Origin of the sequence: Alistipes sp. UBA1686, from assembly GCF_002320215.1 — a bacterium.
GTDB lineage: Bacteria > Bacteroidota > Bacteroidia > Bacteroidales > Rikenellaceae > Alistipes > Alistipes onderdonkii.
This window is the reverse complement of sequence record NZ_DCKA01000018.1, coordinates 115,410-128,565: the sequence shown is the minus strand read 5'-3', so window position 1 is coordinate 128,565 and position 13,156 is coordinate 115,410. Positions and strand designations below refer to the sequence as shown.

8 protein-coding genes and 1 pseudogene are annotated in these 13,156 nt (G+C 57.2%); 4 read left to right on the top strand and 5 right to left on the bottom strand.

Translation table 11 applies throughout. The annotated features are described in order from the left end of the window. Nucleotides 1-6 precede the first annotated feature (6 nt). The 5 genes from B3C38_RS08540 to B3C38_RS08520 all read right to left on the bottom strand — a co-directional run bounded on the left by B3C38_RS08540 (nt 7) and on the right by B3C38_RS08520 (nt 8,551). Nucleotides 7-1,848 (bottom strand): RagB/SusD family nutrient uptake outer membrane protein, encoded by a 1,842-nt coding sequence (locus tag B3C38_RS08540; protein WP_022332712.1) that lies wholly within the window; start codon nt 1,846-1,848, stop codon nt 7-9. A 13-nt stretch (nt 1,849-1,861) separates the two neighbouring features. After that, nucleotides 1,862-5,146: a SusC/RagA family TonB-linked outer membrane protein gene (locus tag B3C38_RS08535; protein ID WP_022332713.1), complete on the bottom strand. Its 3,285-nt coding sequence runs from the start codon at nt 5,144-5,146 to the stop codon at nt 1,862-1,864. A 35-nt stretch (nt 5,147-5,181) separates the two neighbouring features. Next, entirely contained in the window at nt 5,182-6,459 is a 1,278-nt protein-coding gene (locus B3C38_RS08530; protein ID WP_022332714.1) for a glycoside hydrolase family 26 protein, read from the bottom strand. Between the two features lie 13 nt (nt 6,460-6,472). Next, on the bottom strand, nt 6,473-7,483 hold the full coding sequence (locus B3C38_RS08525) for a hypothetical protein (protein ID WP_022332715.1): 1,011 nt from the start codon (nt 7,481-7,483) through the stop codon (nt 6,473-6,475). A gap of 189 nt (nt 7,484-7,672) precedes the next feature. Next, entirely contained in the window at nt 7,673-8,551 is an 879-nt protein-coding gene (locus tag B3C38_RS08520; RefSeq protein WP_117507258.1) for a helix-turn-helix domain-containing protein, read from the bottom strand. Nucleotides 8,552-8,860: 309 nt separating this feature from the next. Between B3C38_RS08520 and B3C38_RS08515 the strand changes: the two are divergent. The 4 genes and pseudogenes from B3C38_RS08515 to B3C38_RS08505 form a co-directional block, all read left to right on the top strand. Continuing rightward, nucleotides 8,861-9,955, top strand: a pseudogene (locus B3C38_RS08515) (carboxylesterase/lipase family protein); the annotation flags it as partial. 165 nt (nt 9,956-10,120) lie between these two features. After that, nucleotides 10,121-10,507: a carboxylesterase family protein gene (locus tag B3C38_RS12605; RefSeq protein WP_390128125.1), complete on the top strand. Its 387-nt coding sequence runs from the start codon at nt 10,121-10,123 to the stop codon at nt 10,505-10,507. A 13-nt stretch (nt 10,508-10,520) separates the two neighbouring features. Further along, the gene (locus B3C38_RS08510; protein WP_286726691.1) at nt 10,521-11,993 is read left to right on the top strand and encodes a glycoside hydrolase family 30 protein; all 1,473 of its coding nucleotides are present in this window, start codon (nt 10,521-10,523) and stop codon (nt 11,991-11,993) included. Continuing rightward, a complete protein-coding gene (locus B3C38_RS08505) occupies nt 11,981-13,135 on the top strand; it encodes an esterase (protein WP_022332720.1) in 1,155 nt (384 codons plus the stop codon). The genes B3C38_RS08510 and B3C38_RS08505 overlap by 13 nt, the downstream gene beginning before the upstream one ends. Nucleotides 13,136-13,156 lie beyond the last annotated feature (21 nt).

The following is a 13,156-nucleotide window of genomic DNA, read 5'->3' as shown; positions in this document are numbered from 1 at the left end:
CGGAAATTAGTAGCCGGGGTTCTGCACCAGCGTGCCTTTATTGATCTCCGACTGCGGAATGGGTTCGAGATACATTTTCGGATTCCAGTACGAGGTGTAAACCACTGCATCCCAGTATGATTCGAGGCCAGAAGCGAGGTTGAAGCTGCCCGAATGGCTCTCCTTGATCTTGAACTGCAACTCGTGCATGTTGCCACCGATGATACCGTTACCGATATTCTCGTCCTTCCAGTGCTTGACATCATAATACCGGTTGTTCTCGCGGTACAGCTCGATGGCACGCTCCCGGCGGATAATCTTGCGCAGGGCATCCTGGTCGGTCTCGGTGACCTTCGGCAGGCCCGCCCGGTTATGCACCTTGTTCAGATTCTCGAGCGCCTTGGCGGCAATGCCCTTCTCATTATAGGCTTCGGCAAGGTTGAGGTAAGTTTCTGCCAGGCGGAAGAGCGGGAACTCGAACCAGACGCGCGTTCCGGCCTTATAGTAAAATTTGACCGGCGCGGCGCACCCCTTCCCGGCCTCGATGGCGGCCGGGAAATTGGTCTTCTTGCCGGCATTCGACACCTGACGGCCCCAGTTGTTGGCCGACCAGCTCGAATGGCCCGGGTTATTGAAGGCGTCGAAGCCTACGAACATATTATCGGCCTTGGCGCGCGGCTCGATGTCCCCGATATTCTGAATCCACTCCGAAGCATCCCGCGGAGCGGCTTCGTTCACACCAGGCCAGTTCGTGAATTCCGATCCGTCGGCTTTGTAATAGAGCTTCAGAAAGTTGGTCAATACACCGCTCACATCGGTATCCCAACGGTTGTTCGTCCAAACCGGAGAGTAGTTATTGTAGTAGAAGATGGCGCTTCCGGGCCACGTCCACTGACCGGTCTCGTCGCATTTGTAGGCCAGCAGCACCTCCCGGTTGGCAGGCGTCGAAGTTGCCGTAGCATAGTCTTCGAAGGCCTTGGGGTTAGGGTTGCCCTCACCGGCACCGCCGGTATTGAGCAGGGCGTAGTTATTGGCGGCAGCCCAGGTCAGCACGGCCTCGTTGGCCTCGATGGCATCCTGCCAACGGTCGTCCGACTTTGAGCCGAAACACACCAGGTCGTCATGTCCTCCGCTCAGGTAGGGAGTCGCCGAGTTGAAAAGCGGCCGGGCTGCGAACAGCAGCGTACGGGCCTTGATGGCCAGCACGGCGCCGCGCGTCATCCGCCCCTGGTCGGCAGCACCCCAGTCGCCTTCGGGAAGCCCGTCGTAGGCCTGCTGGCATAGTTCGAGAATATACTCCAGCGTCTCTTGGAGCGATGCCCGGCCGGCGAAAACCCCCGGGTCGGCAGGATTGGAAAACGACCCGCGGACGATGGGAAGGCCCCCGTAGCGGTAAAACATGCCCATGTAACGGTAGGCCACCAGCGCCGTAGCTTCGGCCTTGACGTAATTCTTCTCCTGGTCACTCATGTCGGGAACCCGGTCGATATTCTCCCGCACGGTGAAGCAGTGGCGGATATACGCCCAGTTGTTACCGAAGTGGTCGGAGCCGGCATCCGAGCCGTCCGTCCCGTTCACGTCGAGCCCCGACTGGGAGATCGTATAGGTTCCGTGCCACGAATAGCCGCGCGAAATCTCGCCGCTGATGGCTCCCAAGGTGCCGTGACCGACGCCCCAACCGCCGGGAAGACCGTGGATCAGGGCTTCGCGGTAACAGGTCATCAGGGCACTCTTGGCATTTTTAGCCGACCCGTAAACCTCGTTCAGGTCGACCGTTCCGGTCGTGTCCGGCATCTGCAGGAAGGTATCCTGGCAGGCGGAAAGGCCCAGCGATGCCGATATCAGTAAAGTAACGATTATCTTTTTCATAGTTCGGTGCGGATTAGAATTTCAGGTTTATACCGAAGCTGAAAACGCTCGTCAGCGGATAGATATAGGTGCTTCCGTCGGTAGTTTCGGGGTCGATGCCAATATCCGTCAGTTCGTTCTTGAATGTATAGACATTGTTGGCATTGAAGTAGACGCGCAAGGCACGGATACGGCTGCGAGCCAGCCGGCCGCGCGTCATATCGAACGTATAGCCCAATTCGATATTCTTGATCTTGAAGAAATTGCTCGACTTCATCCAGAAATCGCTCGTCAGGTAATTGTTGTCGCTGCTCGTCGTATCGAACGTCATCCGCGGGAAGGTGATCTTCTTGCCGGCAGCATAACGCTCGGCAGTCCAACGGCCGTCGTACATCCATTTCCAGGCGTTGCCCGCCCGCTTGAAGAACGGCATCGTGTAGCCGCTGTTCAGGTAATAGGAGCCGTTGGCCGTACCGATGAAGAGCACGCGCAGGTCGAAGCCTTTCCACCCGACCGACGCTTTGACGTTGAAATGGTACTCGGGATAGTTGGGATAACCGATCGGCGCGATGTCCTTATTGTCGATCAGGCCGTCGCCGTTGAGGTCTACGTAACGGATGTCTCCCAGCGTAGCCCGGTTGGCCGTATAGGTATTGTAGGGACGATTGGCAAGCTCCTCGTTGGTATTGAAAAAGCCGTCGCTGACCAGTCCGAAGCGTTGTCCGATCGAGAATCCGGTCTGGTTCATCCAGGGATAGGGATTCTCGGCTTCGGCCTTGTAGACGATCTTGTTGCGCGAATAGCTCACGTCGCCGCTGAGCGAATAACGCCAGTTGCCGATCTGGTCTTCCCACGAAAGGAGGAGTTCATAGCCTTGGTTTTTGGTAATACCGACATTTACCGGGGGAACCTTGTCGGAACTTACGCCGTAGATGATCGGAATGGTTCCCAGCGTGGTGAGGATGTTGCGGCGGTCTTCGCGGAACCAGTCAGCCACCAGCGAGAGGCGATTGCGGAAGAACCGCGCCTCGATACCCACGTCGTATTTCTTGGCCCGCTCCCAGGTAATGTCGGGATTGCCGATCACCCCTTCCGTAGCGCCGACCCAATAGGGATTCTGCGACGAACCGTCGGAGTTGCCCAGCCAGTAGCCGCCCTGATTGAGGTTATAAGTATTCGGCAGGTAGTAGAACCGCCGATTGCCTCCCAACTGGTCGTTACCGACCTCGCCATACGACGCGCGGATTTTGAGGAACGTCAGAATGTCGTTCTCGGGGAAGAATTTTTCCGAAGTGGGAACCCAACCGATCGAATAGGCCGGGAACCAGCCGAAACGGCGTCCCCTGGCAAACTGTTCGGTTCCGTTATAACCTACGTTGACCTCGGCCATGTAACGATCCTTATAGTTGTAGGTCACACGACCCACGAAGCCCATGACGCCCGAAGCCACATTGTACGAATCGCCCGGCATGGTATAGCGGGAAGCCTTGGCGAGCACCAGCCCGGAAACATTATGCCCGTTGAAACTGCCATGCCAGTCGATGCCCGCATCGAGGTAAAGCTTGTTCCAGTTGCTGTATCCCCACGACTCGAAGGAACCGGCACCCATGCCGCCGCCGAAGAAATCGAGCACGGTCGGGTCATTGGGATTGCGCTGCACCGAGTAGGTCGGGATCGAGGGTTTATATTTGACGATACGGTTGTAGTTGTCCTGGTAATTGACCGTGCCGTAGATACGCAGGCCATCCAGCAGGTAGTCCATCGTATGTTCCAACTTGATGGTATTGTCGAGCAACGAGTTGAAAATACTGTTCGTCCCAGCCGTCAGCAGGCTTACGATAGCGTTCTGCGAACCGAGCTGGCTGCCCGTCTTCACGGCCAGGGGATTCTGTTCGGAACCCGCCGTGCCGGCAAACCCGTTTACCAGGCGGCCGTCGATCATACCCGGAGAGATGAAGGGGTTGCCCTCGTAAATATACTGCATGATGCTTTTGTAACGCGACGACAGGTCATAGGGGTCGCTTCCGCTGCCCAGTCCCTGCGTTTCACCGAACTGCCCCGCCGTATTGATCGAGATCTTCCAGTTCTTGGCCACCGAGATGTCGAAATTCGACCGGAAATTATAGCGGTTGAACTTCGAACCCGTATTGGCGTCATGGTAGTGCACGTCCCGCGTGATGCCGGCCTGCGAGAAATAGCCGAACGATACGAAATACTTTACGCGTTGTGTGCCGCCCGCCACGTTGAGGTTGACCTGCATCTGAGGGGCATTGCGGTCGAACATCTCCTTATACAGGTCGCGGTTGGCATAGTAAAGTGCGGGTTGCTTCTTGAGCAGCTCCCGTTTTTCGGCCGAAAGGTTTGTCTTGGCATCGACCTCTACGGGCGTATAATCGCGGTTGTTCTTGAACTTCCAGAGATCGTAATCGTCGAAAATGTAGGTTGAAAGGCTCTCCGTTCCTGCGAAGCTGCGCTGCTCGTTGCGGATGGCTTCGTTGCGCAGCAGGGCATACTCATAGGAAGAGGTGCCCTTCTGGAAATTCGAAGCCCGCGTAAAGCCGTAGTTCATCGAAAAATTCACTGTCGGGGCTCCCGTGTTGCCGCGTCGCGTAGTGACGATAATCACACCGTTGGCACCGCGGATACCGTAAACGGCAGTCGAAGACGCATCCTTGAGGACACTGATACCCTGGATTTCATTGGCGTCCATCGCATTGAGCTCGGACATGGCCTGCTCGGAAGGTTGCTCCACGCCGTCGATGACGATGAGCGGGCTGGCCGATCCGTAGGTCGAGATACCCCGGATGCGGATGTTCGCAGCGTTATGCCCCGGTTCGCCCGAAGTCTGCAGCCCGCTTACACCGGGCGTGTTGCCGATCAGCGCATTGGAGATGTTCGCCACGGGCGTGGCCACCAAATCCGTACCCTTCACCTGGGAAATCGAACCCGTGACATTCACCTTTTTCTGGACAGCATAAGCCGTAACCACCACCTCTTCCGCAAGAAGCGACTGCTCCTGCAAGGTAATGTCCACCACGCTTTGCGCGCCGATTCTGACCGTTTGGGATGCGTAGCCGATAAATGAAAATTCGAGCTCATCCCCGGTCGACACCTTGACCGAATACTGGCCGTCGGCCATCGACGTAGTACCGCCCGCGGTACCCTTCACGATGATCGTAACTCCCGGCAAACCGGTTCCCTTCTCATCTTTTACGGTTCCGGAGACAACCCGGGACTGCGCCGCCGCCCATTGCGGAAGGGCACTGCTCAGGACAATCAGCAAACCGTACAGCAGGGACGTTTTGAAGAATTTTACCATAAGATTAAAGTTGTTTTAGGTTTTGCAGTTTGATATCATTCGACGACGACCCCCTCGGCCTGCCGGTACATCGCAGGGAGATCGGAGCTGAACAAGGATCGAGGACGGTCGTACATAATCTTGAAATCCGCCTCCGATACATGCCCCGGATAGACCGAGTAATAATGTTTATCGGATTCGTCGGAGACATACTTGTTACGCCACATGACCACCATCGAAACACGTTGGGTAGTCAGCGGGGCAAGGATACATTGTGTCCAGTAATCGGCCTTAGTGAAGGATTCCTGACCCGTTTCGGTGACGCCGCAGGGCTTCAACTTTTCACGGGAAAATTGCGTCAACGCCTTCAGGTTCGAAGTAAAGGCCGCCGTGTTGAGCCCGTGGTAGCAATCCATACCGATGAAGTCAACCCATTCGTCGCCCGGCCAGCGGAACGACAGACGTCCCCGCGCATCGGAATATTCCGAGTCCATCTGGGGTGAGATCGCATAGATGAGATTGTGCACCCCCCTGGTATCGCGGAGGTATCGCACGGTCATCCGCCAGAAATCAATGAACTCCTGCTCGGTCGTGCATTTCGAACCCCACCAGGGCCACTCCTGGGTGTGTTCGTGATAAGGGCGGAAAATAAAGGGAACCAAATTCCCGTCGGCACCTTTGAGATTGAGCGCAAAGTCTGCCAGCCGGTCGAGCCATTGCCGGTAAAGGGCATGCTGAGGGCTTTGCGGATCGAGAATCGCCCGAACGACACCCGTGTTGCCGTTGTCCCACGAATCCCCGCCCGTGAGCGGATTGTTCAGGTGGCAGCAGGCAACGATTACCTCGCCGCGGCCGTAGGCTTCGAGCATGACACGCCGGCGGATGGCATTCTCCTTCCGGTCGCTCTCATAGTCGGAGCGATTGTCCATGATAGGCGCCAGGTCGACGCTGAAGACAGCAGGATAGTCCCCGCAAACAGCCCTGGTATCCGAACCGCCCGGCACATCGTACCAGTAACGGCCGTACCACAGATCGTCGTGGTGTCCGAACATGAATCCCCTGGAAGCGACCGCCCACAGGTTCGAATAGAGTGCTTTGGTCTGATCCGTCGCCTGCGGGTCGACGATTTTCAGCCGGGTCGGTTCGTCCGGATCGGGATTGGGATTGGGATCGGGCTTCGGTTCATCGTCATCGGGATTATCATCGCCCCCGCCCGGAGCCGTGGAGGGAGGGGGCGGAATTTCGACGTCTCCGCCGCCGCACGAGACGGGAACAATACAGCACAAGGCAATGCAGCAGAATGCCTTTGCAAACAACAGGAATAAGCGGTTCATGGCGATCCCCGGGTTACTGCTGGCGCTTTTTCATCTTTACGATGAACCGCTGCGGATTCTGCACATACTTGTCGAAATCCGAATAGTCCGACCAACCCGGCATGGGGGTTCCGGCAACGGGAAACTCCAGGCCCTGGTTCATGATCTGACAAGAGAAGGACTTTCCGCTCTGCTCGTAGGTCAATGTCGTGGGCTCGCTGTAGAAAGTCGCCGTATGGGCCGTGCCGTCGGAGGCCGTGAAGGTAACCAGCCCCGTCTTTCCGTCTTTCCGCCACGTGCTCTCCCCTTCGGGAATGCAGCGGTAGAATTTTTTCAGGTCATGGCCCCCGTTCGAATTCCATTTGAAATCGGCATATTTGCCATCGGGGCCGGCATCGTTGTAACAGGTGCCGTAGGTGTCGCCCGTCTGCGAATCGACGCCCGTAAGCGTGATGGTCAACACGTTGTCATCCTCGACCATCGGCTTGTAACCGCCGTTCCAGTTCCAGTGTTTCCACATCAGCGACTGGCAGTAGCATCCGTCGTTGCTGCCGCCGAAAAACCACAGGGCGAAGGCGTTGCCGTTCTCATACTGCGATTCGTCATGGTTATTGACGTCGTAGTCCATGTCGTAAACCCCTTCGAAGGGCTCCACGAAGGGGTCGTAGGAGACCGTATAGGTTCGGGTTTCACCCGTTTCGGCCGTCACCACGATGTCGCAGGAACCCGAGCTCAAATCGATCGTCGAGCCGGCCTGAACCGAGGCCTTCGCATTGTATTGCAAGGTGATTTCTTCGACTTTGACTTTAGTCATGTCGGCTATTCCGCCCGTGACCAGTTGGAAACGGATCGTACCGGTTTCGTCGTGGCGCCAGTCGTCGGTAATGACCGCTTCCCCGACCTGGCTCTCCACGCGAAAGCCCAACGGCGTACGTTCGCGTAACCAGGGATCGACCATATCGGGGCCGGACGAATCGTTTTCGTAGCATCCGGCAAGAAGAGTCCCCGACACGGCACACAGGAAAAGAAGGATAGATTTTTGCATGGGATTTTGGTTGTTAGGTTAGTTTGCCATGTCCGGCCGCGAACCGCTCCGGCAGTCGGATTCCGCCGGAAAAAGGTCGCACCATTCACTAATGCAAATTTATACAAAACCCACACGCCCGTTTAATACGTTTTTAACCAAATCCGATGCATATAGCACCTTAACGGAACATTTCCGGGCCCGACGGTATCAGACGTAAATCTTTTTCGGAATGAACAAGATACGGAACTTATGAGGCGGCATGCCTTTCTTGCGTTTGAAAATGCGGTTGAAGTTAGCCATGTTGTTGAATCCGCAGCAGTAAGCGATCTCGGCGATGGTCATATCGGTGTCTATCAGCATGCGCGCCACGTGCCCCAGGCGGATCTCGGTCAGCGTATCGACGAAGCTCTGCCCGGTGACTTTCTTGATGAAACGGCTGAATGCCACGTCGGACATGCTGACCACGGACGCGACTTCGGAGAGGGAGATCTGCCGGTTGAAATTCTGGTTCATATAGGCGAAAACCGTCTCCAGGCGTGCTGAGTGGGACTTCATTTTCTTCTGGATAAAGGTCGTGTCCGAAAGCAGGCGGCGCTCCTGGCAAAGGGAGAGGCTGTTGAGAATCATCAGCATGTCCAGCACGGGCTTCATGCCGCCCGACGACCCCTGTTCGTACAATTCACGGATGCGGGGAGCGAGCAACTCGGTCGTCTCGCGGGAAAAAAGCACGCCCCGGCGGGCCTCATCGAAAAGCTGTTTGAGCGCTCCCATCGGATTGCGGTTCAGGAACTTGTCATCGAGCAAATCAGGACTGAACTGGAGCGTTATTTCATGGATTTCCTCCGATTTGCAGCGATCCGTAAACCAGGCATGGGGCGTATCGCCGCTCACCAGCACCAGTTCCATATCCCCGATCGTCCCCACATGGTTGCCGATTACGCGCGAAGCTCCCGCGGCATTGATTACCAGATTGAGTTCCATCTCCTTGTGCGTGTGGAGGGGGAAGTCGAAGCAGCTCTTCTTCCGCGAAAAAATCATGAAACAGTCGTTGTCGGTGAGCGGTGTGCTCTCGCGCAGTATTTCCATATGTCGGACTTTTAAGAGGGTTCCGGTTACAAAATTAAATAATTCTCACAATTCGCAAAAAAACACTAAATTTACCAACACCTATATATTATATATAAAACCGGTCATGAATTCATAATTCATTAATTCATAATCTAATGCAACTCTCTTTTTTAACGACGCAAGCCGTCCGGCAATCCAGAAACCGCAAAATAAGATTATATTCAATTAAAATAGTACAAGAAAATAGTATTCTTAATATGTAATTTTGAAAACCGGCCGATCCGTTTGTGTTTTTCTGCCGACCCACTTATATTATTTTAACCAAAAATGAACCCTTCCTCTTCCATTTCCCGGAGAACCCAGGTTCTCGTCACGGCCATCTGCCTGCTTGCAGCAGCTTATGCGCAAGCCAAAAACAGACCCCCCGCCGCATCGGAGCAGCAGCTCTTCATCGGCGAAGGAATCGCCGAAGCCGACACCGAATACGGCCCCGTCCGGGGATTCCTCCTGCGCAACATCTACTCCTTCCGTGGCATTCCCTACGGAGACGACACCGGCGGCAAAAACCGCTTCATGCCGCCGCAACCGCCGCACGCATGGCAGGAAATCCGGCCTGCGGTAGCTTTCGGGGCCTCATCACCTCAACCCTTCTACGACCGGCGGCCCGAATCCTACTCGATGTTTGTCGACCATTGGAACTACGACCTGATGGGCGAAGACTGCCTGCGGCTCAACATCTGGACGCCGGGCCTTGCCGACGGCAAACGCCGTCCGGTACTAGTATGGCTCCACGGCGGGGGTTTCACGCAGGGTAACGGCATCGAACAGGACAGCTACGACGGGGAGAATATCGCCCGCTACGGCGACATTGTGTTCTGCTCGGTAAATCATCGCCTCGGAGCGTTGGGTTTTTCCGACCTGGCCGGCGCCGGCGGTGAAAAGTACCGCCACTCGGGCAACGCCGGGATGCTGGACATCGTGGCGGCTTTGAAATGGATACAGGCCAATATCGCGAACTTCGGCGGCGACCCTTCGAACGTCACCGTCATGGGCCAGTCCGGCGGCGGTTCGAAGGTCTGCCTGTTGTGCGCAATGCCCGCAGCCAAAGGACTGTTCCACAAAGCAGTAGCCTTAAGCGGCAATACCGTAAAAGCCAACAATGCCGACTATGCCGAACGGCTGGGCAATGCCATCCTGCACGAAGCCGGGCTGGATACCTCGCAGGTCGACTCGCTCCAGTCGGTTCCCTGGGAACAATACCTGGAACTGGCGAACCGGGCGCGGCAGCGGATGGCGGCCGAAGACCCGGGCTCCCGAAGCGGATTCGCTCCCGTGGCCGACGGCATAGACATCCCGAAGGGTATCTTCTTCGAGGGGGAAAACCGCACGACGGGCTCGGACGTCCCGCTGCTGCTCTGCTCGACGTTCCACGAATGGAACCCCGACCGGGACAACCCGGAACTGGAAAGCATCTCTTTCGAAGGGGTCATAGAGCGGCTCACGCCCCAATACGGAGCGCGTACCGCCAGAATCGTCCGTGCATATGCCGAAGCATTCCTGGCCTGCCGTCCCATCGAAATCTGGGCGATGATTGCCTCGAACCGGCAGGGAATAATACAGACGGCCAACGCCAAATGCAATCAGCAGTCGCCGGTCTACATGGCGTGGTTCGGCTGGGAATCGCCGCTTTTCAACGGACGCCACCGGGCTTTCCATTGCATAGACATCGGGTTCTGGCTGCTCAACACCGACCGCATGGTCACACATACGGGCGGCGGCAGCGCCCCCCGCAAGCTCTCCCGCAAAATGGCCGACGCCCTGCTGCAATTCATGCGCACGGGTAACCCCAACTGCCGCGCCCTGCCCCGCTGGCCGCGCTACACGCCCCAACGGGGTGAATTGATAATCCTCGACTCGAAATGCAGGGCAGCCGAAGACCCCGACCGCTCAGCTCGCAACACCTTCAACGACTAAAACCATGCGTATCATGCTAAAAAAACTCCTGGCCCTGTCCCTCGCCGCCGGACTTGCCGTCCCGGCCGCGGCACAGACCATCCGCTCTTACATCACATGCCCTGACCGGTCGGAACTTTTCGCCCAGCAGAAGCATGCCGCCGAATTTTCGACCCAACGGCAGGAAAACAGAAACTACATCATAATCGACCCCCGGCAGAGCTACCAGCGAATCGACGGCTTCGGCTACGCCCTCACGGGCGGCAGTGCCGAACACCTGATGAAGATGTCGCCCGAGGCCCGCAAGTCGTTGCTGAAGGAGCTCTTCGACCCACAGCAAGGCATCGGCATAAGCTGCATCCGGCTGACGCTCGGCGCCTCCGACCTCAACAGCTTCGTCTTTTCCTACGACGACATGCCCGCCGGCAAGGAAGATTTCGAACTCAAACAATTCTCACTGGCACAAGACCTCCACGACGTGGTTCCGGTCATGCGGGAGATCCTGGCCATCAACCCCGACATCCAGATACTTTCCTCGCCCTGGTCGGCGCCGGCATGGATGAAAACCAATGCCGACGTGCGCGGCGGGCAGCTTCGCAAGGAGTGTTACGGAGTCTATGCCGACTATTTCGTACGTTATGTGGAAGCGATGCGCGATCACGGGATCGACATCGACGCCGTTACCGTGCAGAACGAACCCCTCAACTCGCGCAACACCCCCAGTATGTACTGGTTTGCCTTTGAACAGGCCGATTTCATCAAAAATTATCTGGGCCCCAAATTCCGGGAAGCAGGGTTGTCTACCGGCATCGTAGTCTTCGACCACAACTGCGACCGGCCGGACTACGCACTGGCTGTTTACAACGACCCGGAGGCCGCAAAATATGTCACGGGAGCTGCTTTCCATCACTACCGCGGCGACCTGAGCGCCATGAGCTACGTCCACGAAGCGCGTCCGGACAAGGAGATTTATTTCACCGAACAGATGACCACCGAACGTCCCGGACAACGGCAAATCGCAATCGCCCCGGCCGTCGAGCGGCTCATAGTCGGCATCATGCGCAACTGGAGCCGCAACGTGGTGCTGTGGAACCTCGCGGCCGATCCCCTCAATGACCCGCACATGGACAACGGCGGCTGCTCGATGTGCCAGGGCGCGCTGACCATCGACAAGGATTCGGTATCGCGCAACCTGGCCTATTACGTCATTGCCCACGCATCGAAATTCGTGCGCCCGGGCTCCGTGCGCATCGCCTCGACCGCTCCCGGCGACAGGAGCGTTTCCATCTGCGAAGACGAGCAGCGGCCCAATGTATTCCGCACGAACGTCGCCGAGCATGCCGGCGTGGCTGCCAACGTGGCGTTCCGCACCCCCGACGGGCGAATCGTGCTCGTTGCAGCCAATGACTCCTGGTCGCGGCGCAGTATTCGTATCCAATACAACGGACGTTTCGCGGAACTCGAACTCGAACCGGGAGCAGCCGGTACTTTCGTATGGGACGAATAGCGAAATGGCTCGCAGCAGCGGCGCTGCTGCTGGCCGGCCTTCCGGGCCAGGCGCAGGAAAAAAACCCTTTCTCGACCGAAGGCTGGTGGAAACCGGCCGAACCGCCCTTCTCCCCCGCCGTTCACGACGACGCCTCAATTACCTTCCGGTTGCGGGCGCCCCGCGCACACGAGGTCACACTGCTTCTGGGAGAGTGGGAGGTATCCGAAATCCCCATGCAGCGCAACGGCAACGGAGTCTGGAGCGTCACGGTCGGCCCCCTGGAGCCATGCGTCTACCAATATATATTCCGTATCGACGGCTTCGAAACCATCGACCCCGAGAACCCCGCTGTCAAGGCCGGAACCACGGTCTACGGCAGCGTCGTGGAGATCCCCGGTGCTGAAAACCGCCGTTTCGACGAAGCATACCGCCCCGGAGGGGAAATACACACCCTGAATTACCGGTCAACCCCTCTGGGTCGTATGCGGACATTGCGGGTTTACGTCCCCGAAGCTGCCGTCAGGCATCCCCGGCAAAAATTCCCGGTACTCTACCTGCGCCACGGGGGCGGGGACAACGAAAACAGTTGGGTTACGGACGGACGGGCCGCAACGATACTAGACAACCTGATTGCCGAAAACAAAGCCGTCCCGATGTACGTCGTGATGACCAACGGCCTGACCGACGGTTCATGGGCCGGAGGCAGCACCCCCGAGGGCATCGCCACATTGGAAAAAGAGCTGCTGGAAGATGTCATTCCCCTGGTCGAAAGGCGCTACCGGGTACATACCGACAAACGGCACCGCGCTATCGCCGGACTGTCGATGGGCGGCGGCCAGGCCTATGTGATCGGGCTGCGCAACCTCGACCGCTTTTGCGCCATCGGGCAGTTCAGTGCCGGCATACTCAGCGACGGACAGTTCGATTACGAACGCTATGTGCCCGGCGTAATCGGCGAGCCGCAACGCATCAACCGTAAACTGGAACTGCTGTGGATTTCATGCGGTACGAAAGACCCGCGATACCAGGGACACCTCGACACCGTGGACGACCTTCGCCGCCGTGGCGTACACTACGAATTCCACGAAGGCCCCTGGGGCCACGAATGGCAGTTCTGGCGACTTCAGCTGCATGATTTCGCACAGCGCATCTTCAAATAAAGACAACTTAAAACCACTGAA